We start from the raw sequence: 25,365 nt of genomic DNA on the forward strand, positions 1-25,365 counted from the left end.
CTTCAATGCCATCCAAATTGGTAATGGCCGCAAGATAATTTCCAAATTCTTCGATAAGAATTTCAATCATCCAGCCTTTTTGTTCACATTCCTTTAAAAAAGCTTGATATAATCTGATAAAGGTATTTAAATCCATTTAGGCACACATCCTTTACAGAATGTTGAATATTTTTTAATCTGAAAAAAGGCGAGAAATTCACTCCGGTTTGTTTCTATCCTTATCAAACTATATGCAATAAGATCAACGAAAAGAAGACTTAGATGATATTGGTGGGACAATATAAGTAATTGGTTTAAAATTGTAATGATAAATTCTTGCCAATTGAATAAAATTCTTTAAGCTTAATTATTAGGAAGAGTAATAGAAATGGCGATAGAAAAGGTACATTATTTTATAAAAGGAAAGGAATTTTCATGGAAACACAACAACAGTCCCTTAGTACTGAAAAAACTAGCACCATCTTAAAGGTAAATCCAAAATACAATTATTTTCTGTTACTCAGTATTGTTTTTGGAGGATTTCTGATCTTTGGCTTATCCGAAAACATTAAAGGTCCAGCTATTCCCATCATCCAAAATGAACTTCATTTAAGTCAATCCCAAATTGGGATGCTCTTAGCCTTGAATTCGTTAGGCTACCTTCTAGCCTGTTCATTTACATCTGCTTTAAGCAGCAAAATAGGGATTAAATGGACTGGAGTCATCGCATTTTTATCGATGGCATTGGCAGGATTTGTGATTTATTTATCAGTGAATTATGCTACACTGTCTGCTTCGTTCTTTTTACTTTATATTGGTAACGGAGTGCTTGAGATTGGCCTGGGGATCATGGCTGCTCGAATTTTTACTAAAAATACAGGAACGATGATGAACCTGTCGCATTTTTTTTACGGGCTAAGTTCAACCGTTGCTCCGACGATAGCGGCATCGATCATGGGCTGGAATATATTTGGCACTGAAATAGGATGGAAAGGGATGTATCTTTTTGTTTTATTATTTTCACTGCTGCCGATTGTTCCTTCATTGTTAGGAAAATTTCCAGAAGAAACACATGAAATAGAAGAAACCACTTCCTACAATTCTCTGATTCGGGACCCTGTCGCCTGGCTTATCGTCGCTGTTTTATCCTTTGGTGTGGTCTCAGAAATTGCGGTTGGAAGCTGGCTGGTACAATTTTTGGTGAAAGCTTATAGTTGGAACATCCAGGATGCCTCGAGGATGTTGTCTATGTTTTTCCTGTTCTTTATGCTGGCAAGGCTTTTCTTAGGAGCAGTTACGGATAAAATCGGTTTTACCTTGTCGATTATTATTGCATCGGCATTTTCAGGTATTTGTGGTTTAGCCGCCATTTTCACAGGAGAGAAAGGAGCGATATTATTTGCCGTTTCAGGAGTGGGCATTGCGCTCATATATCCTACGGTGATGGCACTTTTAGCCAAACGTTACCCCAAAGGAACTGGGGCGGCGATTACGTTTACGGTTACTCTTATGGGGATCGCCAGTGTGATTGGTAATCTACTGATTGGGTTTATTATTGATTTTGTAAGTAAAATATTCAAAAATGAAAATGGTTCAGTGAACGAGATTGTTGGATTACAGGCGGGATATGGCTTTATTGCTATTCTTGCAATTTTATGTTCGGTGTGCAGCCTCGTTTTGTATATGATTCTTAAAAAGAATAAGGAACTAATTTGATAGTTAAACGTAAGAAGGTACCCCTCCTTTTATGAGTGTGTATCTTTTTTTATTGTTTGAGATTATTTTCATAGGGGTTATTGATTTGGATATTTTTGCACATTAAGGCGTTTTTTTTATACCTTTTGGATATCTTATATTAGAATAGGAAAAATTCGCGAATGTTTTCAAGGAGGCACAAAGTATTTAATTTATCTATAATCTTGATACCTTGGTTATCGCTGATATTTATCGGAAAACGCAGTTTTAAACGGTTTTCATTTGCGGGCATTTTTATCGTTATTTTTGAAATCATGAATCATTTATATGGACACAAACGGAAATGGTGGAAGTTTTACGATAAGCAGAAATTATTTATAAAAGATGAACTGCCTTTTAGTATCGGTCCTTATATGCCTTTTTCCATGTGGTTACTTGAATTTTCGTACGGAAACTTTAAAAAGTTTATTTTACTAAATGCTATTTCAGATGGACTTTTTGCCTTCCTTTTCATTGATGTTCTAAAAAAATTAAAGATTATCCGTCTAAATCGGTTAAACCATGTTCAATTTTTTATTTACTTACACTATAAAGCTTACTTGTTATATGGAGTACAGTATTTTGTTGAGAAAATAAGAAGATTTAGTTGATTTGACGGCACCCAAACTGCTTTTTAAATCTAAAAAAGGTCGTCAATAACCCTGATTGACGACCCAAACTACTTTATTATTTAATGAAATACTAGATTAATAGTCAATAGTCATATCAATTGATTTCTTTTTACCTAACAGGTTTACCAATAAAACCCCCGAAACAGTAACCATTCCCCCAACAATAGAGAGAGTGCTTGGCCATTCGTGAAGCCATACCCATGCCACTAAAATGGCAAAGACAGGCTCAATGTAAAGAATGGTTGAAACGGAGCTGGCATTTCCCATCGAAAGAGCTATAGCCCAAGTAACATAAGCAATGCCTGCCGGGAAGATTCCTACATAGACGGCAGACAAATTTGCTTGTAAGGTTGCATGCTGGATACCTTCAATCAGCCCTGGTGAAAAAACGAGAAATGGCAGTGTGCCTGCCCATGTAAAATAGGCTGTCAATTCGATAGGCTTGTAGCGATCAAAGAGCGGTTTTTGTAAAACAAAGAACAAAGAAGTTGCAGCTGCTGCAATTAATATAAAGATGATTCCCGAGGAAAAAGTAAAGGTATCATTTGTGCCCACGGTTATAATGGCAATGCCTGCAAAACCTATGAAAAGTCCAATCCATCCCATTATTTCAAGACGCTCTTTTAACACGAACATGGCAATAATAGTGGTGAAAATTGGTGAAGACGCCACAAGCATGGCAGCTGTTCCAGCAGATACGGTTTGAGAACCAAAGGTAACCCCGATATGGTAGGTGCTGATCCCAATCCATCCCAATATTAGAATTCTAAACCAGTCCTTCTTGGCTGGAATTTGGAATTTAACTCCGGGAAGAAATGCGTAAATAACAAACGAGAGAGAGGCAATCAAATAGCGAAATAACACTAAGTGGCCTGATGAATATCCACCTTGCAGGCTTGCGCGGATAGCCGCAAACGCAGAGCCCCATATAATTACCGTTATCATTGCCATAGCAAGTGCTTTTTTATTCATAAATATCCCCTTTACATAACCACAAATCCCCAATTTAATCCGTTAAAGTCATACGCTTTTTATTATATCATTAATAGCCAGCAGGAAATAATTTGGAATAACTATATGGAATGAAAATTCGCATTTTGCAAAAAATAGTATATCAAAGGGGTTATAAAAAGGAGGTACTAAAATGCCCAAAGTAGAAGTTTCTTGTGCGATCTCGAACTGTACATTTTATGGAGATGGAAATGTTTGTACTGCTGATAAAATTATGGTGGAGCTAGATAGTCATGCAAGATATGATACCGAAATGTCAGCAGAGTTAGGTGAAAAAAATCATCAAGATACGGCTGATCATTCAGCTCAGACTTGTTGTAAAACATTTAAACCAAAACGGGGCTCATTTTAGTTCAGAGTAAAGTTTTCCCAAAAAAATTAATAGTTGTTCTAAGGAAAGGCAGCTTCAGACAGCTTAAGCTCCAAAAACAAAAAGCTGTCCGAAGTCAAGGGAAGTTCGGACAGCAGTAGCCCAAAAAAAGCAAGTGTCTGTCCGAAGTCAAGGGAAGTTTGGACAGCAGTAGCCCAAAAAAAGCAAGTGTCTGTCCGAAGTCAAGGGAAGTTTGGACAGCAATAGCCCAAAAAAAGCAAATGTCTGTCCGAAGTCTAGGGAAGTTCGGACAAGTAGTAGCCTAAAAAAGCAAAAAGCTGTCTGAAGTCAAGGGTAATTCAGACAGCAATAGCCCAAAAATGCATATGTCTGTCCGAAGGCATGGCCGATTCAGACAAAACCAACAAGTAAAAAAACACCTAAATCCCAATGATCCGCCATCTTCTTTTAATTGATTAAACTCTTAATATCCCCAACATTCCCCCATTGAATAGGCAAGCCTACGTAATTTTCAGCTATCGTACTTAATCCAGCCTCAGATGAAGTATAATAATCTAGCTCTGCCAACTGAACACCGCGTTCAAAGGAATCAAACTTTGGATCGGTATGAAGAAGTCTTGTCATGAAATAGGAGAATCGTTCTGCCTTCCAAACACGACGAAGACAAATTTCCGAATAACGATCCAGTACATCCGTACTGCCGCTCTGATAAAACTCGGTAATTCCTCTAGACATAACCTTTACATCCGTAGCTGCAAGGTTAAGCCCTTTGGCACCTGTTGGCGGAACCGTATGAGCAGCATCACCGGCAATAAACAGGCGGCCATATTGCATGGTCTCACAAACAAAACTGCGCATTTGAAAAATTCCTTTTGAATTAATCGGTCCATCCGGCACCTGCCAGCCATCATTTGTTTTGGTTCGTGCCGTTAATTCCGACCATATTCGATCATCCGACCAATTGTTAATATCATCGTATGGGTCTACCTGAAGATAGTGACGCTGTAAAATAGATGTACGTGTGCTTAGCAAAGCAAAACCTTGGTCATGACTCGCATAAATTAATTCATCTGCAGCAGGTGCGGAATCAGAGAGGATTCCTAACCATCCATACTGATAAAAATGAACATGTTCTTTTCTATCAGGAATTGCAAGTCGGCTTGGTCCATGATAGCCATCACAGCCTGCGATAAAATCACAAACAAGCTCTTCGTCCAAGCCATTTTTACGGTATCTTATTTTCGGTTGATTTGTATCAATATCATGTAGCGTGACATCTTCCACGTCAAATATAATATCTTTGCCATTTTCATAGCGGGCATTAACCAGATCGATAATCACTTCATGCTGTGGATAAACAACGACTTGCTTTCCGCCAGAATATTTTTTTAAATCAATATGGCGTCTTTGCCCATTAAATTGAAAGTAGTTGCCATTATGAAAATGACCTTCACGATCCATCCGGCCGCCAACACCCATTTCTCTTAAAATATCAATCGTCGTCTGTTCTAAAATACCAGCTTTTACCGTACCCTCGATATTATTTCTAGATTTACGCTCTAAAATAACAGAATCAATGCCTTGTAGATGAAGAAGTTGTGCAAGAATAAGGCCAGCTGGCCCGGCCCCGATAATCCCAATCTGTGTTTTCAATTTTTCCAGCTCCTTTAATTGAAAGCGTTTTATATTTTTATAAAAATATAATATAATTAAAATATTCTGAATTATAGTGTTAACTTCTTATATACGGAACAAATTAAATCTTTTGAGGTGATTGATATCATTTCGACCCATAAAAAAACTTCTGTCTTACAATCCGTCCAAAATGGACTACAAATATTAAAACTTTTTACAATGGAAAAACCAGTTTGGGGTGTCACTGAGATGGCCAATGCACTTGAACTGAGTAAAAGTTCAGTGAGCAGGCTAGTTTCTGATTTGGCTGCTGAAAGTTATTTACAAAAGGAAGGGAATAAATATAGTCTTGGATTTTCGATCCTTTCTATTAGTGGCGTGATAACATCCCATTTAGAAATCCAACGAGAATCAAAAGACATATTAAAAAAATTAGTAGCTGATTTAGGGGAATCGGCTCATGTTGCTATATTAGAAGGAATAGAAATTACCTACGTTCATAAAGTAGAATGCACGAACCCTGTACCTCTTTTGTCATCGATTGGAAAAAAGAATCCGGTATCTTGTACAAGTGCTGGCAAAGTTTTATTGGCATTTGGGAAAAAGAATTTAGTTGATAGCATTATCAGGCAAGGTCTTCCACGAATGGGACCAAACAGTCAGACAGACCCTGAGCAACTAATCGATCAATTACGACAAATTAAAGAACAGGGATATTCCATCTGTATCGATGAAATGCATGACAATGTTGTAAGTATTGCAGCTCCAGTTAGGGACTACACGGGTGAAGTGGCAGCGGCTGTCAGCGTTGTGGGGACAAGGGATCGTATTCATAATCATGAAATTAAAAGGTTTATAGGAAGGGTCATGGAAGCAGCAAATGAAGTATCGCTGAGATTAGGAAATATTCCTGAAAAGGAGTGAGCAGTACATTGAGGTATCCTGCTGCGAATAGTTATCATTACTCGTCTTTGAGAAATGCACTTCGTCTTCTCAATTTATTTTCTCTAGAAGAACCTGAATTACAATTAGAGGATATTGCCAGCCGTTTGGAAATAGGGCAAAGTACGGCATTCCGGTTGGTTCATACATTGATGGTAGAAGGTTTTATTGTCAGGGATTCATCTACTAAATCCTACCGTTTAGCAGCATCTTTGTTAGATTTTGGACAAACGCTCATTAAAAATGAAAATTTATTTCATTTGTCACTCAATCATATAGAGAAACTAGCAGAGAGGGCGGGTGAAACAGCCCATATTGGTATTATGAAAGAATTTCAGCTGATGTATCTCCTGAAAATCGATAGTGAACATCCCGTCCATTTATTGTCGCATGCGGGAAGGAGAAGTCCGCTACATTGTACAAGCACAGGACAAGTTATGTTAGCATATCAAGAAGAGTCCATTATTGATCAGGTGTTGGAGAGGGGACTAATAGCCTATACAGCACAAACAATCACTGATCCTATGATGTTAAAAAAGTTATTACATACGATCCGATCGAAAGGTTATGCGGTGAGTAAGGAAGAACTTCATAAAGGGGTTGTATCGATAGCTGCTCCTGTTAGGAATAGTAAAAACAAACCAATAGCCGCTGTTAGTATCGCAGGACCGATAACTAGAATAAATGAGCGAACTATTCCCAAATTAATAAAACAAGTACAGCAAGCAGCCGGTGAAGTGACAAAAAGCCTACAATATTGATTTGTTCAAAGAGTGGTAAAACAATATATTGACTTGTGGCAATTATAGGATTACAATTTAATTGAAATCGGTTTCATTCTTCCTTCTTGAATGCAATGAAATCATTAGCGATGGAGGAAAGAGATGAAAAAGGAAAATATAACCATATATGACATTGCTAAAGAAGCTAATGTATCTCCAGCAACTGTTTCGAGAGTTTTAACCGGAAATGCAAAAGTGCGTCCTCAGACGATGCGGAAAATAGTGGATGTAATTGAAAAATATAATTTTAGACCTAATAGTCTAGCAAGAAGCTTATTACATAAACAATCTAAAACGATTGGTTTTATCTTGCCAGATATCAATCATCCCTTTTTTTCAACATTGGTTCAAAAATGTGAAGCACATGCATTAGAATTAGGGTATACAACATTTTTGTGCAATACGATGAACAACTCAGCAAATGAATCAAAATACTTGCAAAGTTTAGTAGAAAAACAGGTGGATGGAATTATCTATCTAGGCGGAAGAATTAATGATACTGCCACTGATCAAGAGTATGCAGAAGAAATGAAGAAAGTGTTGGAAAGAATTCCTGTTGTGTTTGTTAATGGCCAAATGGAGGGCGTAGATGCCCATGCGGTTAGGACAGACGAAGAGTCGGGAATTGAAAAGCTAGTTGAACTATTAGTCAATCTAAAACATAAAAAGATTGGTTTTCTTGGTGGAATGGAAGGAATAAGTTCAACGGACGTGAAAAAGAATACGTTTATGAAAGCGATGAAAACGATAGGATTGAGCGTCAACAAAGATTGGGTTTTTGGAACTGGTTTTAGTATTGAATCGGGTGAAGAAGTGGCTGCACAATTGCTCTATTTAAAGGAAAGGCCAACAGCAGTGATCTGTGCCAATGATTTAGTAGCCATCGGAGTAATCAAAGTTCTTACTAAATTTGGGTTAAGAGTTCCAGAGGATGTGTCCATTGCTGGGTTTGATGATATTTATTTGGCTCAGCATTTTCCTCCAGGGATAACGACTGTAAGCCAGAATTATGATCAACTGGGACAAACGGCAATCAATGTACTCGTAGATTTAATTAATGATAAAGAACCAGAGAAAGAAACGGTCGTACCAACATCACTTGTATTAAGGGATTCTTGTAAATTATGTTCAGAATAATTAAATAAAATATTGCACCTAACCAGATTTTAGAGTACGATAGAAATGAAATGGGTTTCATATTAGAGAGAATATAAATTGATAGAATGCCATTTTGCTATAAGTGATCTTTTATATTCCTTTGCTTTTAGATATTTCTGAAATGGGTTTCAAAAAGTGTGTTGTTTGGATAAGAATGATGTTGAATTTATGGAAGAGAGGTAATGGTATGCTAAAACAACTTAATAAATATAGGTATACTCCTCCTAAAAATGGATATCCGGAGTGGAATAATAACCCCGAAATCTTTCAATTAAATCGATTGGATGCTCATGCAACATTAATGCCCTACAGAACCGTTGAGGATGCATTAAAAGGGGACCGAACTTCGTCTGAATTTTATCATTCGTTAAATGGAAACTGGAAATTCGCTTTTTATGAGAATCCGGAAGGAAGAAATCAAGGATTTTTTAAAGAGGATTATGATGCTGGTGAGTGGGATGAAATTAAGGTTCCGGCACACTGGCAGTTACAAGGGTATGATTATCCTCAATATACCAATCTTCGATATCCTTGGGAGGGAAAAGAAGATATAAAGCCGCCTTTTGCTCCCACAAAATATAACCCTGTTGGGCAGTATATCAGGAATTTTACGATTCCAGAGGTTTGGAAGAACCAGCCGGTTTATATTAGTTTTCAAGGCGTTGAGTCAGCCTTTTATGTGTGGGTAAATGGAGAACTTGTTGGATACAGTGAGGATACCTTTACACCGGCAGAGTTTGATTTAACACCTTACTTAATCGAGGGCGAAAATAAGTTAGCAGTAGAGGTCTATCGTTGGTGCGATGCAAGCTGGTTAGAGGACCAGGATTTTTGGAGGATGAGTGGAATCTTTCGTGATGTATATCTGTATTCAACTCCAGAAGTTCACATCAATGATTTCTTTGTAACCACAGAGTTGGATCGTGATTATAAGGATGCAACATTGAAAATCGAAGCAAAAATCAAAAATGTGTTTGAGCAGGTAGTAAATGGTTATACAGTCGAAGCCATGCTTTATGACGTAGATAATAATCCTGTTTTTGAGGACTCACTTCCAATAAAGGTGGACATGAATAGTCAATCGTTTATTACCGTTTATGCTGCAACAAATGTAAGAAATCCTCTAAAATGGAGTGCAGAAAGTCCTTACCTTTATTCACTGGTTTTTATTTTAAAAGATGAAAGCGGAAACATTCGAGAAGCGGAAAGCTGTAAAGTTGGATTCCGCACATTTGAAATAAAAGACGGACTTATGAAAATCAACGGCAGACGAATCGTCTTTAAAGGTGTAAACCGACACGAGTTTGCAGCGGATAAAGGGCGGGCCATTGGTTATGAGGATATGATCAATGATATTAAACTAATGAAACAGCATAATATTAATGCCGTTCGTACATCCCACTATCCGAATAATACGTTGTGGTACGAATTATGTGATCAATATGGTTTGTATGTCATTGATGAAACGAATCTTGAAACTCACGGGACATGGAAGTATGGGCAAAAAGAAGAAGGCGATACGGTGCCAGGAAGCAAGGCAGAATGGCGGGAGAATGTCCTTGATCGATGTAATTCCATGTTTCAACGAGATAAAAATCATCCTTCGATTGTTATTTGGTCGCTTGGGAATGAATCGTTTGGCGGGGATAATTTTATTAAAATGCACGATTTTTTGAGGAAGAATGATCCGACAAGAATTGTTCATTATGAAGGAATTTTCCATTACCGTAAATCAGAAGCAGCTTCAGATATTGAAAGCACCATGTATGTCAGTCCCGAAGGTGTAAAGAAATATGCTGAATATGCCGAGAACGCAGAAAATCCGAAGCCGTACATTCTCTGTGAGTATAGCCATGCGATGGGGAATTCATGTGGAAACCTTTATAAATATACGGACCTCTTCGAAACATACCCTATTATTCAGGGTGGATTTATTTGGGACTGGAAGGATCAAGCATTACTAACAAAGACCAAGGATGGCGTCCCTTACTTAGCCTATGGTGGTGACTTTGGAGAAACCCCGCATGATGGGAATTTTTCAGGGAATGGTTTGATTTTTGCTGATGGTTCGATTTCACCTAAAATTATCGAGGTGAAAAAATGCTATCAGAATGTCCGTTTTACGGCTAAAAATCCAGATGAGGGCCTTGTTGATGTGGTAAATAACTATTTGTTTACAAATCTTCAAGAATACGAACTAGTTTGGCAGCTAGCAGAAAATGGTGTATTCATCCAAAAGGGGACATCCGAAATAGAGGTAGAACCATGCTCCACCAAAACGATTCAACTGGATTACTCACTTCCAGAAGTCTGTAAACCGTCAGATGAATACATTTTAACGGTTAGCTTGCATTTAAAAAATAGTACTCCATGGGCTGAAGTGGGCCATGAAGTTGCTTTTGAGCAATTTGTAATTCCTAGAGTAAAAGAAACAACGGCATGTGAGTCCGTAAACTTACCAAAAACAGAAGTAAGGCAAGAAAGAGATGATGTAACGATAAATGGCGCTGGCTTTACGGTTATTTTTAATAAAAACAATGGAACGCTAAAGTCATATACATTTAATGGTGTCCCTCTGCTTAAGAATGAATTGGGTCTAAACTTTTGGCGTGCAATGACGGATAATGACCGTGGGAATAAATTGCATGAACGCAGCTCTGTCTGGAAGGAAGCGGGGACGAATAAAGTTCTGACATCATTTTTAGTGGATGTGAAAAGTCCTTCGACCACGGTAGTGACAACCGAATATAATTTGCCAGCAACATTGTCTCAATGCAAGATTGTTTACTCCATTACGGGTGATGGAGAAATAACCGTAGATTATCAACTCCAGCCTGGGAATGACCTTCCAGAGATGCCAGAGCTTGGAATGATGACATCATTAGATGGCTCATTTGACACTATCACCTGGTATGGAAAAGGCCCATTTGAAAATTATTGGGATAAAGAAAAAGGGGCAAAAATTGGATTATATTCTGGTAGAGTAAAAGATCAATATGTACCATACTTAAAACCTCAAGAATGCGGAAATAAAACAGGCGTAAGATGGGCAGTACTCTCCAATCAACAGGGGGCAGGGTTAAAGATATCTGGAGTTCCTACTATTGAAGTGAATGCCTTACCTTATACTCCATTTGAGCTTGAAGAGCATGATCATGGTTATAAATTACCTCCAAGCGGTAAAACAGTCGTACGGATTAATTATAAACAAATGGGCGTAGGCGGAGATGATAGCTGGGGTCAAAAAACACATCCTGAATTCACGCTATTTGCCAATCGATGCTACTCTTATACATTTAAACTTAAGGGAATTAGTGTAAAGGATTTATAGACCTTGTCTTGTGAATTGGATCCAACAGGACCTATTCGATAACGAGGTATGAACTGCCGCTTTAGTATGAAAGTGTTCCCTTGGATTATTAAGCCAAGGGAACATAATCTAAATCTGGTCATGAGTATAGTCTTGAAACCCATTTCTAATTGATGCGATACCAAGCGGATTACCTAAATAGGGTTAACTTAAATAGGTATAACTTAAATAGGATCATAATAATAGTAATCTTAAAAATAAATGAAATAGTCAAAATAACAGTATTTACATTTAATAGGAACCGAAATATAATGAAGACATAGTAACCGCTTACAATAAAGTGTTAAAAAGACTTCTTTGATATTCCGCATAAGAAATTTCCTTTATCTTAATAAAATGAAACCCGTTTCATCCATCTAGAATCCATACATAATAAATGAGAACAGAATATCCGATACAAAGTTTTATGGGAATGTTTTTTGAAACCCATTTCAAATCTCCTGGTTAATTGATATTGCTCCATGCCAAATGACCTATAGAAGACCTTTTGTTTTTTTAAAGAAAGTCTTTTTCAGGTGCTAGTGTACTAATCTGATAGATCACCTTGCCGCTTGTTTTATATGCTGGTTTGCCGCTTTTGAGTTCAAAATATGTTGTTTAGGGGGGATTTATTTGAAAACCGTTACTGTGGAATCACAGACACCCATTGTTGAAAGTCAAACAAAAACAAAAGAGTCCGCATTTAAACGAATGTGGAAGAACCGAACCCTTCTTCTTATGTGTTTGCCTGCGATTATTTTCTTTGCTGTCTTTGCCTATCTGCCCATGCCGGGACTCTATCTTGCCTTTGTAAACTATGATTATTCACTTGGAATTTTTAAAAGCGCTTTCGTAGGACTTGATAATTTTCGCTTTTTGGTCATGACTGGTGATTTATGGAAGTTAACCTTTAATACAATTGCCTATAATCTAGCTTTCATTGTTCTAGGTAATTTCCTGCAAATTGCAGTAGCCATCATGCTTAACGAACTGACAAATAAATGGTTCAAAAAAGTATCACAAACGATCATGTTTCTGCCACACTTTATTTCCGCCGTTCTCGTTGGACTTTTAGCGTATAACATCCTTAGTTACGATTATGGTTTATTAAATTCATTTTTAAAAATGATGGGATTGGATCCGGTACAGACTTATTCTAATCCCCATATTTGGCCTTATATTATTGTCATTACATTCTTATGGCAATCCACAGGATATGGTTCAATTGTTTATTTTGCAGCCATTATGGGGCTGGATAAATCTATTTTAGAAGCAGCAGAAATCGATGGCGCTAATGCTTTCCAGCGGATTCGATATATCATTATTCCTTGGCTTAAGCCCACTTTCATCATTTTATTATTGTTCTCTTTAGGTGGAGTATTAAAAGGAAACTTCGGTTTGTTTTATAACTTGGTTGGGGCAAATAATACCATGCTTTATCCTACTACAGATATTATCGAAACCTATGTTTTCCGAACATTGATGACGAATTTTAACTTCTCGTTAGGTAGTGCTGTTAGTTTATATCAATCTTTCTTTGGACTCGTTATTGTCCTTGTAGCTAACTGGATTATTAAAAAGGTTTCACCAGATAACTCATTATTTTAAAGGAGGGACGTATGGATGGAAAATACGGCCAGACGAAATATAGATGTGTCGACGATCATGGTTCGTATAATTGGTTATGGTTTTATCGGTGTTTTTGCTCTTTCGTGTCTTTTGCCCTTTATCTTGATCATATCTTCTTCTTTCTCATCAGAGAAGGCTATTATGGACCACGGATTTTCCTTATGGCCTAAAGAGTTTTCTACATTTGCTTATCAGATAGTTTTCCAGAATCCAAGACTTGTTATTGGATCCTATATCGTAACGTTGGGGATTACGATTGTTGGGACTGCAGTAGGTCTATTTATTGTCGCCATGACAGGTTATGCCTTGCAGCGCCAGGATTTCTTGTATCGTAATAAGATTTCATTTTACATCTACTTTACAACCCTTTTTTCAGGTGGTCTTGTCCCGTTCTATCTATTAATTACGCAGTATCTGCATCTTAAAGATAATTACTTGGCTGTACTGTTACCAGGATTGCTGAGTCCTTTTCTAATTATTATGATGAAATCTTTCACAAAGTCGATTCCACACGAGATTACAGAATCTGCGAAGATTGATGGTGCGGGTGATTTCACTATCTTTTTAAGAATTATTCTGCCAATGTCTACGCCAGCCTTGGCGACAATCGGATTATTCATTGCCCTTGGGTATTGGAATGAATGGTATAATTCCATGCTTTTCCTCTCACCGAATATGGAATATAGGCCGCTGCAGCTGTTTCTTTATAACGTGATCACGAGTGCTGACTTTATCAGAAATTCAGCTGCATCCTCCAATGTGCCGCCGCAAGACGTACCATTGGAATCTATGAAAATGGCAACAGCCGTTGTAGCGACTGGACCGGTTATTCTGTTTTATCCGTTTGTACAGAAATACTTTATTACAGGAATTACAGTTGGTGCAGTTAAGGGGTAATGGAATATGACCGAGGAACTTTCCTCGTATCATAGAGAGTAATTATTTTAAAAAGTTTAGGGGGAAATAGAATGTCTAAGATGAAAAAAATCCTGGCATTGTTCATCATCATGATGTTGACCTTCAGCCTTGCAGCCTGTAATGGCTCTAGCAAAACCAGTTCAGGAAACGCAGGAACAAAGGTAGACAAAAATGGGAAAATTGATACTTCCAAGCCTGTAACCGTTACCATGATGGTATTGGGGGATAAACCAACCAATGGACAAGTAGAAAAGGTATTGGAAAAAGTGAATGCTAAATTAAAAGAAAAGGTAAACGCTACGATTCAATTAAAATGGATTGAATGGGCTGATTATATGACAAAATATAATCTAACTCTAGCTTCTGGAGAACCTGTTGATTTAGTCATCACAGCAACTGACTGGCTAGATGCGTGGGGAAATGCACAAAAAGGGGCATTCATGGATCTTACCAACCTTCTCCCAACCTATGCACCTAAGACATGGGCAGAGGTTCCCAAGGCTGATTGGGAGGAATCAAAGTATAAGGGCAAAATTGTCATGATTCCTGAGGACCAATATACTCAATGGGTGAACCACGGATTCTTCTATCGCACAGATTGGGCAAAAGAATTTGGAATCAATGAACATATTAGCGATTTTGAAACAATGGGTAAATACTTCCAAGGTGTGAAAAACAATAAACCAGGTGTCATTCCTTGGGATGCACAAGGAACAAACGTGACCACTGCTTGGGGATACACCACTTCTTATTCGGATGCGATTGAACTGCCAATCACGACAGGCGTGTTCCCAATTTACTGGGCTAAATCCTACGATGAAAAGTATAATGTCATGAGTCCTATTTTCACGGATACTTTTGTAGACTATGCGAAATTGATGAAACAATGGGGAGATGCTGGATATTGGCGTAAGGACGTATTGAACTACAAGGGTGACACTAGAGCCGAATTCCAAGCGGGAAAAACAGGTGCTGACCAGCATCATACCCAAACATTCTCAGGTCTTCGCCCGCAAATGGACGTGAAACAACCAGGTTCAGCTATCGATATGTTTGCTTGGTCTGATACTCGGAACAACTTAATTTCAACATCTATTACACATGGTGCGATGGCGGTTGGAGCTCATAGTAAAAATCCTGAGCGTGCCCTCATGGTATACGATTTAATTCGAAACGATCAGGAACTTTATCGATTATGGAGCTACGGTATTGAAGGTGTACAATACGAAATTAAAGACGGCAAACGTGTTCAACCTGAAGGTTATGATGAAACAAGAGATACATTCTCTACCAACTTCTGGGGCGGTCGTATGGACAAGTACGAAATCCCAAGTGCCGACTCATATGATGGAATTTCTGAGATTTACGCGAAGTACGATAAAATTAAGAAGCCTTACCCCTATGGCCGATTTGTGTTTGATAGTACCCCTGTACAAGCTGAAATTTCTGCTCTATCACAAGTGACGGCACAAATGGTACCAGCCATTGCCTTTGGTAAAGCTGGTGATCCAGAAAAAGCGGTAAAAGATTTCCGTAAGAGATTAAAAGACGCAGGTTATGATAAGGTCTTAAAAGAAATCCAAAAGCAAATGGATGCCTTTAAAAAACAGGTAGAAGGTAATTAATGAGGGCTTGAATGGAAAGGAAAAAAGGGCTATCATCCATGTTTGATAGCCCTTTATCTATCAATCTGCTATTTATAAAAAATATGTATTTAATGTAAGGGGTGTAAGCTGTATATGGTAAATGTCGTATCTCAAGAATGGAATCTGTCTGTTAAAAGTAGAAAGTTTAACTTTGATTGGAAATTCTTAAAAGGGGACCAGTCTGATGCATGGAAAATTCAGTTTGATGATTCGGAGTGGCGTACATTAGACTTGCCGCATGATTGGAGTATTGAAGGTCCCTTTAAAAAGGAATATGCCAGTTCGACAGGGTATTTGCCAGGAGGAATTGGCTGGTACCGGAAGAAATTTATTGTACCTGACAGCTTAAAAGGAAAAAGAATTGTGATTCAATTCGATGGGATTTATAAAAATAGTGAAGTGTGGATCAATGGACAATTTCTCGGGAAAAGACCTTATGGATACAGCTCTTTTCATTATGATTTAACCCCCTATGTAAACTTTGGAACACAAGAAAATGTGATTGCAGTGAAAGTCGATCATACAGATTTTGCTGATTCTCGCTGGTATCCAGGTTCTGGTATTTATCGGAACGTCTTTATCCATTTGACTGAACACCTCTATATCAAGCCATATGGTATTTTTGTCACCACTCCGAATATTTCATCATCAGAAGCAAAAATCCATATTCAAACATGTGTGAAAAATGAAGATCTTAACGAAGCTAGGTTCCAAATTGTACATCAATTTAAGGATGCTGCCGGCAAAGAAATCATCGCTTGTTCATCTGGGGGGACCATTGCTGCAAATGGTGAACAAGAATTTTCTCATTCTATTTTTCTAGAGAAGCCAATACTCTGGTCACCGGAAAATCCGTATTTATATCGTGTGGAGACAAAGGTGATAAAAGATGGGTCAGTGATTGATGTTGAAACAACGCCATTTGGTGTTCGATATTTTCATTTCGATGTGAACTCTGGATTTTATCTTAATGGAAAAAATATAAAAATGAAGGGCGTTTGTCTCCATCATGATGCAGGATGTCTGGGAGCGGCAGTTCCGGAAAAAGTCTGGCATCGACGGTTGCAGTTATTAAAAGAAGCTGGTGTTAATGCCATTAGAATGAGCCATAATCCACCTGCACCAGAGTTACTAGATATGTGTGATTCTTATGGGTTTTTAGTTCAAGATGAAGCATTTGATGAGTGGGAATATCCAAAGAACAAGTGGGTAGAGGGCTGGAATAAAGGAGAACCATCCCTAGACGGATATGCTTCCGATTTTACAAAATGGGCAGAAATCGACTTGAGGGATATGGTTTTAAGAGACCGAAACCATCCGTCGATTGTGTTCTGGAGTATTGGGAATGAAATTGATTATCCAAATGATCCTTATTCACATCCAGTCCTCGAAGATTGTTATAATGCGGACAAACCGGAAGCAAAGGGAATGGGGGAGATTGCGAAAAGGCTGGCAAAGGTTGTAAAACAATATGATCCTACGCGGCCTGTGACAGCAGCCCTAGCGAGTGTGATTATGTCAAATGAGACGGAATTCCCAGATGCACTCGATGTGGTTGGATATAACTATCAAGAGTTTCTCTATCAAGAAGATCATGAAAAATACCCTAATCGAGTGATTTATGGAAGTGAAAATGGAAGGCATCACGAGGCATGGCTGGCAGTGGAACATAATGATTTTATATCAGGCCAGTTTATCTGGACGGGGATTGACTATTTGGGAGAAGCCCGTGGCTGGCCGCTTCGTCATGCTACACCAGGATTGCTCGATTTGGCTGGTTTCAAAAAGCCTTTATACTTTTTTAAGCAAAGTGAATGGTCCGAAAAGGATCTGGTCCATGTAGGTTTGACTTCTATTAAGGAGGAACATCCTGAACGAATTTATTGGGACCATGAAGTAGTCTGCCATTGGCAAGGGAATGATGGTGAAACCGTAAGGGTGGCTTGTTGTACCAATTGCCCTGAAGTGGACTTATTAGTAAATGGTATATCGGTGGGCTTAAAAAAACGGGAGGACTTCCCAAATGGAACGATTTATTGGGACATTCCATATGAAAAGGGTACGTTAAAGGCAGTAGGTAAAAGAAACGGAAACATTTGTTGTTCACACGAACTAAAGACAGCTGGGGAGCCAACGAAGCTGCAGTTACAAGCGGATACCCTCATTCTTAAAGCTGACAAACAGGATGTTGCACATGTAGAAGTAAGTATCCTTGATCAAGACGAAACCCTTATTTATGACGCGGAGAATCAAATAGATTGTGAGATTGATGGACCTGGGGAAATAATTGGAATGGAATGTAGTAACCCTGCCAGCCATCAGGATTATAAAGCCACTTACCGAAAAGCTTATCATGGGAAATTATTAATTTATGTGAGGTCGACTGATCAATCCGGGACGATTACTTTGACAGCATCTTCTGTTGGTTTGGAGAGTTCAGCTGTAGAAATAAAGGTTGAATAAGTGCCAAAATTGGTTTGAAATTAAAAAGAATAATGGTAAGGAGATGCTTACATGCCTTATAACAATGCCTCTGACACTTCGAATCCAAGGAAGGGGCACCGACTTATTGATATCCCGGCACATGATCCGTTTGTTCTGGTGCATAATGAAACAAATACTTACTATTTATATACAACTGGAATTCCAGAATTAACGGATTTAGCGAGAAATGGTGTACTAGTTTATAAAAGTAAAGATTTACTAGATTGGGAGGGACCTTATGTTGTTTTTGAGGTTCCGGATGGAACATGGGCCCATCCACAGCATGGCACGTGGGCACCCGAGGTTCATCCATACAAGGGTAAATATTATTTATTCGTGACTCTACATAATAGAGATACGAAGCTAGCAGAACCGCCGGAAGTTTGGAACACTAATCATCTTCGTGGTACAAGTATTGCTGTATCTGATTCGCCAGAGGGCCCGTATGAATTACTAAAAACGGATGGCCCGGTGCCGCCTAGGAATTTCATGACATTAGACGGAACCTTGTATGTGGATGAGGATAGAAAGCCGTGGATGGTTTATTGTCATGAATGGATTCAGGTGATCGATGGTACGTTTGAGGCCATTCCGCTAGAGGATGATTTATCTACAGCAGACGGGGAACCACTTCATCTTTTTAAAGCATCGGATGCCCCATGGATCAATGCTGAACGAAAGCCAGATGTGAAGCCTTCGGTTTATGTATCGGATGGGTGTCAGTTATACAGGACCAAAGGTGGTCACCTTGTGATGCTCTGGTCAAGTTATAACAATGAAGGGTATGTCCAAACGATAGCTAAATCTAGGTCTGGTAAGCTAGAAGGGCCTTGGGAGCAACTGGATCCATTAGTTGTTGGTGATAGTGGACATGGTATGTTATTCAAAACATTAGAAGGGAACTGGATGCTTATTCTTCATCATCCGTTCAGTACACCTGAATCGCGTGCAAAGATTTATGAAGTAGAGGAAACGGAAGAGAGCTTTAGGGTTACTAGGGCTAGAGTGGATCTTCATGATTAAATAGAATAAAGCAAATAAAAATTCCTCTCAGATGGAGAGGAATTTTTATTTGGTGCTCGCTATCCGCAAGTTAGTGTTTGCTATCCACAAGTTGGGTTCGACATTCGCAAGTAGGTGATCACCATCCGCAAGTTAGCGGCCGTTAACCGCGAGTAACCTAACTTTCTATCATGTTTTTTTCAACTGAAGCATTTTGTTCAAATTGAACAATTCTAGTAAATACCTTATAGTAAGCGAAAAATGCGAGAAAAGAAATAACCGCACCGCTAAAAAATGGCAGTAGAAAGGTTAGTTTCATCAGACTAATATACAAAATGACCAAACTGATAATGGCAACTCCAAACGAAAGGATGGGGCTGGCAATCGATAAAATGAACACATTCTTTAAAGCTTGTCCCAGTTTTGTTTCAGTATGAACGGTATGGGCAAAAAAGAATAGAGTAATAATGAACAGCCAAACCATTAAGAATAAAAATAGGTAACTGCCTAGGAAAATGCGGGAATGAAAATAATAATAATCAACGCCAACAATTCCCCAAAGAACAGTAAGAATCAGTCCCCCGACAAGACTCCTCTTATAATTTTCCTTATAGTATTTCCAAAAAAACCGAAAAGTTGGGACTTCCTCTTTCATAACCCATTTCCGGACAATACCAAACATAGCTGTAGTAGCTGGAAAAAAAATAACTGGTGCCAGCACGGTAATGGTCATAATCAACATGGCTATCTGCGACATCTCTTTAACAGTAAATAAAGATAATACTAGGTAAGCAATCGGAAGGTTAAATAAAACCCATAAGAGATTTGTACCGGCAAACTTTGTAATCCACTCAAAAATTGGATTCAAACGTTCTAAAATATTGTTCATTTTTTTCAACTCCAGACCAATCATGTTGAGAGATAAGTGGGTAATTTACATCCTTGTAAGCTCTTTCATTATAACATAAATTAAAGTCTAAAAAGTGTATTGTGATGAAACTACGAGGTGTTTTTTACAAAATTACAAACGAAGAGCTTTTTATGGTGATTATTAAAAGGTCACCTTTAACTAATCATGATATAGATAGTAATCTTGAGAATGGTAACTTCTAAATCCACATGATTCATAGAGCTTCAGGGCATGCGCATTTTTCGCCTCGACCTCGAGGAAAATAGACAATCCTTTTTGATCCTCCATTTTAACAACCCTTGATAGAGCCCTTCTGCCAATTCCTTTTCCCTGTAGTTTAGGAAATACAGCAAACCCATAAATCCAAGCTTCACCATCTGATTCAGCTACACGCATTTTTCCGGCAGCTTGTCCGTCTGCTTCAATGATGAAATTTTCCTCAAAGTGGTTTTCTCTAAGTTTCAGATTATACTCCCGTGATTCTTCCTCCTCAAATCCAAAGGCCAAGACTTCAAGCTGTACTTCAGTTTCAAAATCCTCTGTTGTGGTAGAGTGTCTGAGGGTAACAGCAGGGTCTTCGATTAAATTTGTCTTCTGCCATTTCATTTGATATTCGGCCACTGAAAATGTACAAGGTATATTCTTTAAAAACTCCTTTGCTGATAGGGAATCAGTAGGGGCATTTAATAGAGTTGTCAGGATGTTTCGTTTCTTTGTTTCATCAAGAGCCATTTCTAGCAACATAGTAAAAATACCTCTTCGACGGTAATCCGGATGCACCATCCCGCAAAGCTCTACTTTATTACCAAAACCATAACTGCCAAGGAAGCCGACTAGCTTGCCGTCTTCATAATGGAAAAAGTCTTCTTTTTCTTTTCCTTCTCTATTTTCAAGCATGTCAAAATTTAGCTTCAGTTGGAAGCCGCCATCTTGTTCGCAAGCCGCTTGGAGTTCTTTAATGGAGGCTAATTCTTCCTTTGTTAACATCGTTTTCACCTCTGTTTATATAAATAAATCTTTTCCGCAGCAAAACTTATGACCAAACCAATAATGATTGGTAACAATGAACCTGTTGAAATGAAGAATCCATTTGAAGTATTTGTATATTGGTGATGAAACATTAACGGTGGAATAGTAAACATGTAACCAACTATGTAAAGCAGGGAAGTCGTCAATACAAATGAAACAAAAACAATTAGAAAGCCTTTTAATTTCATCAAAACACCCCCTCAAATCCATATTAACATATTTTTCTAAATTGATGTCACTTGATTTTGGCGGTGACAAAAGAAACTCATTTTCATACTTCAAGGGCAATATAATTCTGTAGGGAAAAATTCTTTTCCACCAACTGGGTAATGGCATCCATGAAAGAGGCAAATCTTTACTTTGCGGTAAATTCAAAAGGGGAACAACCTGAGGAGATTGCCTGCAGAATTGAAAAGATTTGCCGTTACATTCAGCAAACGGTAGCTGAAGTAGAACCATATGTTGAATCTATCAATCCCGTAAATCAGGATGATTTTTTAAATGCATGGGTCGGCTTTTTTAAACTTTATCGTAACTTCAGAAAACATCCTGAAATATTTGTTAAGATAACCATTCAAATTTAAAGTTGTCAATCCCTATTTTCACCAGAAATGTTGGTGGTTATTCAAATTTTTGGTAAATTCGTAGAAGAGTTATTTAAAATTAAAGACCGAAAGAAACTGCCTATATGATAAGGTTATTGGAAGTTTGTAATGTGTAAGCTTGTAAAAGTTGGTTATTTAGCTGTTAAATCCTTCCTGAAATATGACAAGAATCGCATGATATGATGAGTGTGTCATTAAGCGAAATTTAAGTAATCGGGAGGAAAAAAACATGTTCAAGAAAAAAGTGATTCTTACTGTTGCCGCTGCGGCTGCTGTAGCCGTATCTAGTCCGATGATCCAAAAGGCAAGTGCTGCTGAAAACACAACGAGTGTTCAAAAAAAGGTTTATGTGTATCAAAGCAATAATCTAACAGACTTAAATAGTTCCCTTCAAAAATATGTTACTAGTCTAGGAGATAAGACTACAACCAATACAACATCACAGACTCAACCATCAACTCAAACAACGAACTCTCAGCAGCAACAAATTACACAAACAACGTCTAGTACCTTAAGTGCGTATGAGCAGAAAGTGTTGGATTTAACAAACCAAGAGCGTGCAAAAAATGGTTTGACTGCATTAAAAGTAGATACAACACTAAGTAAGGTAGCGCGTACAAAATCACTAGATATGTCTAACAATAACTATTTCAGCCACACAAGCCCGACTTATGGTTCCCCATTTGATATGATGAAAACATTCGGAATCACTTATAAATCAGCAGGAGAAAACATTGCCATGGGGCAAAAAACGCCTGAAGAAGTTGTACAGGCATGGATGAATAGTGATGGGCATCGTGCAAACATTTTAAATGCCAACTATAACTACATCGGTGTAGGTTACGCAGAGCAAGGAAACTACTGGACACAAGAGTTTATTGGTAAGTAAAGTAAAATGACGTTTCTTTTACATGTTTAACTGTGCTCCATTTACTGTGATAACTCACAGTATGCAGTGGCAAAATAACAAACAAAAGTCCCGAAAAACTAACTATTGAGATTCCCGTGAACAATTCTCCTCTAAAGGTTTTCACTTAAATAGACCTACTATTTCAAGGACCGAGCATATTCCCATATGTTCGGTCTTTTTATGTTTAATTGATAGTTTTATTACGTAGTGTCCAGATTAATCTCTGGCCGTGATAAAAAACGAGGCCCAAAAACATATATACATATAATGAGAGATAGCTTATACTTTTTCGTAAATAAAGGAAAAATATCCATTTAGTGGAGGAAACGGTTTTCAATATCAATTTAGAACAGCCGAAAGGTTGTGAAGATAGTAAAGGGGGGAAGAAACAATTATGTTCCCAACAAAAGTAAATTCCAATTCAACCACGACGATAAGAGAAAAAGGTTTGGAATCCATCGTCGATTGGTTCGATCAGTATAAACAATCGTTCTATACATTGGGTTGGTGCTATCTTACGAATCAGCAGCAAATAGAAGAGCTTTTTTATCGGTCCATTAAAAAGGTTCAAAAGGAGTTTCCTCGATGGAAAAGAGAAATATCAGTCGAAACGTGGGTTACCTCCATTTTCATACATTTCTGCAGGGAGCTTTCTACTAATAGAAGTTTACAAGCTTCAGAGGAAATTGAACCGCGTCAGGATATATTTAAAGCACTTAATCAATTGAATGAGTACGAGAAAGAAGCGATCATGCTTACCTATCTAATAGAAATCTCTAAGGAGGAAGTGGCACAGCTTCTCCAAGTTTCAGTAGAAAAATTGAAAGAGCTTTTGTTTTCCGGTATACAGTCACTTAAAAAGGATCTGGGGTACGGAACAAGCTTTAATGGCTGTAAGGAGTATCATAAGGATTACATCAATTACTTAGAAAGAACATTAGAGCGGTCGAAAAAGATTGATTTTGAGATACATATTTATCATTGTCAGAACTGTCAGGATGATTTGGCTGCCTTTCAGAATGTCCTGTTAACCCTGTTAAATCTTCCTGAGACAATGAAAGATTGGCCGGTCCCAACTGGTTTCATGGAGAATGTCAAAACTAAGCTTGCTAAAGAGAAAGAAAACAGACAACTTAAGAAAAGGGAACGTAAAAGGAAGGGTCTTGTTTTCTCAGGTGTATTCGCCTTGTTAATGGGTATCGGTTTTTTTACGGATGTGTATACCAATCTCTACTATTCGTGGACAGTAGAAGATCAGCAGTTACGTGCCTTTCTTCAACAGGATCTGGGTGAAAGGCTGAACCTGGAAGCCGATAGCAATGGGGTGAAAATTAAGATTAAGGGTGCGATTGCGGATGATGTTCAGACGATTGTTTTTTATGAAATAGAGGACACAAATGAAAATAATCAATATGTGATGAATTATCATGATGGGGTTTATGTGGGGAACGAACATGAAATCATGATGAGTGATGCAAATCTAAGTTACGACCCTCCTAAGCTTGAATCTGATGAAAAAACACATGAAAAAAATGTGTATCGAGGGAAGGTTCGTCTTCCACCGCTCACAAAGGATAACGGGACAATTAAACTGGGGGTCACAAAGATTCTAAAGTTGGATCGTAATTCCACAGATCCCAATGGTTATATGGCTGATGAGAACATGGAATATGAAACAGGGAAGTGGAATTTCGAGATTCCTGTAACAAAACAACCATCCGTCGCATATGCATTGGATGAAAAAACAAACGTCCAAGGGATCCCGGTTCGATTTAATAAACTAACCGTTGCTCCAACAACTACGATTTTGCAATATAGTATCCATAATAGTCAGTCGAAAAAACGGATAGAAACTCTCAATATTGACTATCTAGAAGTGAATAATAAGAAAGTGAAACCCAATTTGAATGGCGACTCTTATGTCGGTATTCAACAAGACATGGATTGGAGTACGTTTCAAACAAACTTTGACTCTCATATTGGAGAAAAGACTAAAGAATTTAACGTTAAACTCGGTTCTGTTAATTTAACTTATGAAGATCAAAAGAACATCGATCTGGATGCTTCTCATCAATATCCTCAAACCTTTGAATATGCAGGCAGTACAGTCTCCATTGACAAGGTGGAAGTTGGACAGCCGACGAATGTTGTCATAAGCAATCATGAAATTGAGAATCGCGCATTTGAGTCACTCCAATTTCGTATAGTGGATCAGCTTGGAAAGGTAGCTAGTTCAATGGAGATGCTTTCCGATGGAGTGCTTGTTGATAAAAACGGAATGGAATACGATCAAGATACTCCTGTCCGATACGAAGAAATCGAGCAGCCTCGTTATTTCTTTACTGTTCTGAATTTGAAGTTAGAAAATGAGAGCGCTGGAGAAAAGGTGATTCCTAAAAGGTTGGAGATTCTTGGATATAATACAACAAAATATTTGGATGACGTTGTGAAGATGACGTTGGATTAAATATTTCCGTTTATAAGATTTGACAAAGGGACTGGCTAGTTAATTAACTTAAGAAAATACGGGTTGTGGGTGAGAAGCACCAGTGTTTGATGCCGGCTGTACGAATCAAAATCCCCTTCAGACAGGAGAAGGCAAAAAAATAAGTACGCTGTCCGAACACGGGTCGCATTTGGACAAAGGAAGGCAAAAAAATTGAGAAAGCTGTCCGAACC

20 protein-coding genes are annotated in these 25,365 nt (G+C 38.1%); 15 read left to right on the forward strand and 5 right to left on the reverse strand.

Going from position 1 to position 25,365, the window contains the following annotated elements:
- Positions 1 to 414: 414 nt before the first annotated feature.
- Together V7266_RS25710 and V7266_RS25715 are read left to right on the forward strand one after the other, a co-directional pair.
- Positions 415 to 1,695, forward strand: a complete 1,281-nt coding sequence (locus V7266_RS25710) for an MFS transporter (protein WP_335472091.1) — start codon at positions 415 to 417, stop codon at positions 1,693 to 1,695.
- 161 nt (positions 1,696 to 1,856) lie between these two features.
- The gene (locus V7266_RS25715; protein ID WP_335472092.1) at positions 1,857 to 2,324 is read left to right on the forward strand and encodes a hypothetical protein; all 468 of its coding nucleotides are present in this window, start codon (positions 1,857 to 1,859) and stop codon (positions 2,322 to 2,324) included.
- A 96-nt stretch (positions 2,325 to 2,420) separates the two neighbouring features.
- Here V7266_RS25715 and V7266_RS25720 read toward each other — a convergent pair whose 3' ends face one another.
- A complete protein-coding gene (locus tag V7266_RS25720) occupies positions 2,421 to 3,317 on the reverse strand; it encodes a DMT family transporter (protein ID WP_335472093.1) in 897 nt (298 codons plus the stop codon).
- A 172-nt stretch (positions 3,318 to 3,489) separates the two neighbouring features.
- On the opposite strand from V7266_RS25720, the gene V7266_RS25725 reads away from it, so the two are divergent.
- Positions 3,490 to 3,708, forward strand: coding sequence for a DUF1540 domain-containing protein (locus V7266_RS25725; protein WP_335472094.1), 219 nt, complete (start codon positions 3,490 to 3,492; stop codon positions 3,706 to 3,708).
- 426 nt (positions 3,709 to 4,134) lie between these two features.
- Here V7266_RS25725 and V7266_RS25730 read toward each other — a convergent pair whose 3' ends face one another.
- The gene (locus V7266_RS25730) at positions 4,135 to 5,340 is read right to left on the reverse strand and encodes a 4-hydroxybenzoate 3-monooxygenase (RefSeq protein WP_335472095.1); all 1,206 of its coding nucleotides are present in this window, start codon (positions 5,338 to 5,340) and stop codon (positions 4,135 to 4,137) included.
- Positions 5,341 to 5,457: 117 nt separating this feature from the next.
- On the opposite strand from V7266_RS25730, the gene V7266_RS25735 reads away from it, so the two are divergent.
- The 9 genes from V7266_RS25735 to V7266_RS25775 all read left to right on the forward strand — a co-directional run bounded on the left by V7266_RS25735 (position 5,458) and on the right by V7266_RS25775 (position 19,253).
- Entirely contained in the window at positions 5,458 to 6,246 is a 789-nt protein-coding gene (locus tag V7266_RS25735; protein ID WP_335472096.1) for an IclR family transcriptional regulator, read from the forward strand.
- An 8-nt stretch (positions 6,247 to 6,254) separates the two neighbouring features.
- Positions 6,255 to 7,025: an IclR family transcriptional regulator gene (locus V7266_RS25740; protein WP_335472097.1), complete on the forward strand. Its 771-nt coding sequence runs from the start codon at positions 6,255 to 6,257 to the stop codon at positions 7,023 to 7,025.
- A 123-nt stretch (positions 7,026 to 7,148) separates the two neighbouring features.
- The gene (locus tag V7266_RS25745) at positions 7,149 to 8,183 is read left to right on the forward strand and encodes a LacI family DNA-binding transcriptional regulator (protein WP_335472098.1); all 1,035 of its coding nucleotides are present in this window, start codon (positions 7,149 to 7,151) and stop codon (positions 8,181 to 8,183) included.
- A gap of 208 nt (positions 8,184 to 8,391) precedes the next feature.
- Complete coding sequence (locus V7266_RS25750) at positions 8,392 to 11,535, forward strand: glycoside hydrolase family 2 TIM barrel-domain containing protein (protein ID WP_335472099.1); 3,144 nt, start codon at positions 8,392 to 8,394, stop codon at positions 11,533 to 11,535.
- 729 nt (positions 11,536 to 12,264) lie between these two features.
- The gene (locus V7266_RS25755; protein ID WP_335472110.1) at positions 12,265 to 13,161 is read left to right on the forward strand and encodes an ABC transporter permease; all 897 of its coding nucleotides are present in this window, start codon (positions 12,265 to 12,267) and stop codon (positions 13,159 to 13,161) included.
- A 15-nt stretch (positions 13,162 to 13,176) separates the two neighbouring features.
- Complete coding sequence (locus tag V7266_RS25760) at positions 13,177 to 14,079, forward strand: carbohydrate ABC transporter permease (protein WP_335472100.1); 903 nt, start codon at positions 13,177 to 13,179, stop codon at positions 14,077 to 14,079.
- A 71-nt stretch (positions 14,080 to 14,150) separates the two neighbouring features.
- Positions 14,151 to 15,725, forward strand: coding sequence for an ABC transporter substrate-binding protein (locus V7266_RS25765; RefSeq protein ID WP_335472101.1), 1,575 nt, complete (start codon positions 14,151 to 14,153; stop codon positions 15,723 to 15,725).
- A 114-nt stretch (positions 15,726 to 15,839) separates the two neighbouring features.
- Positions 15,840 to 18,209, forward strand: a complete 2,370-nt coding sequence (locus tag V7266_RS25770; RefSeq protein ID WP_335472102.1) for a glycoside hydrolase family 2 TIM barrel-domain containing protein — start codon at positions 15,840 to 15,842, stop codon at positions 18,207 to 18,209.
- 51 nt (positions 18,210 to 18,260) lie between these two features.
- Entirely contained in the window at positions 18,261 to 19,253 is a 993-nt protein-coding gene (locus tag V7266_RS25775) for a glycoside hydrolase family 43 protein (RefSeq protein WP_335472103.1), read from the forward strand.
- Positions 19,254 to 19,410: 157 nt separating this feature from the next.
- On the opposite strand, the gene V7266_RS25780 is transcribed toward V7266_RS25775, so the two are convergent.
- The 3 genes from V7266_RS25780 to V7266_RS25790 all read right to left on the reverse strand — a co-directional run bounded on the left by V7266_RS25780 (position 19,411) and on the right by V7266_RS25790 (position 21,359).
- Positions 19,411 to 20,121, reverse strand: a complete 711-nt coding sequence (locus V7266_RS25780) for a YesL family protein (protein ID WP_335472104.1) — start codon at positions 20,119 to 20,121, stop codon at positions 19,411 to 19,413.
- A gap of 180 nt (positions 20,122 to 20,301) precedes the next feature.
- Positions 20,302 to 21,129 carry a GNAT family N-acetyltransferase gene (locus V7266_RS25785; protein WP_335472105.1) on the reverse strand — a complete coding sequence of 276 codons (828 nt, stop codon included), beginning with the start codon at positions 21,127 to 21,129 and terminating at the stop codon, positions 20,302 to 20,304.
- Positions 21,130 to 21,134: 5 nt separating this feature from the next.
- On the reverse strand, positions 21,135 to 21,359 hold the full coding sequence (locus V7266_RS25790) for a hypothetical protein (protein WP_335472106.1): 225 nt from the start codon (positions 21,357 to 21,359) through the stop codon (positions 21,135 to 21,137).
- Between the two features lie 150 nt (positions 21,360 to 21,509).
- Here V7266_RS25790 and V7266_RS25795 point away from each other — a divergent pair, with 150 nt between their 5' ends.
- The 3 genes from V7266_RS25795 to V7266_RS25805 all read left to right on the forward strand — a co-directional run bounded on the left by V7266_RS25795 (position 21,510) and on the right by V7266_RS25805 (position 25,153).
- Complete coding sequence (locus V7266_RS25795; RefSeq protein ID WP_335472107.1) at positions 21,510 to 21,755, forward strand: hypothetical protein; 246 nt, start codon at positions 21,510 to 21,512, stop codon at positions 21,753 to 21,755.
- Between the two features lie 250 nt (positions 21,756 to 22,005).
- Positions 22,006 to 22,665, forward strand: coding sequence for a CAP domain-containing protein (locus V7266_RS25800; RefSeq protein WP_335472108.1), 660 nt, complete (start codon positions 22,006 to 22,008; stop codon positions 22,663 to 22,665).
- A 415-nt stretch (positions 22,666 to 23,080) separates the two neighbouring features.
- On the forward strand, positions 23,081 to 25,153 hold the full coding sequence (locus V7266_RS25805; RefSeq protein ID WP_335472109.1) for a DUF4179 domain-containing protein: 2,073 nt from the start codon (positions 23,081 to 23,083) through the stop codon (positions 25,151 to 25,153).
- The last annotated feature ends 212 nt before the right edge of the window (positions 25,154 to 25,365 follow it).

It is taken from the genome of Neobacillus drentensis, assembly GCF_036965645.1.
In the GTDB taxonomy this organism is placed as follows: domain Bacteria; phylum Bacillota; class Bacilli; order Bacillales; family Cytobacillaceae; genus Neobacillus; species Neobacillus drentensis_D.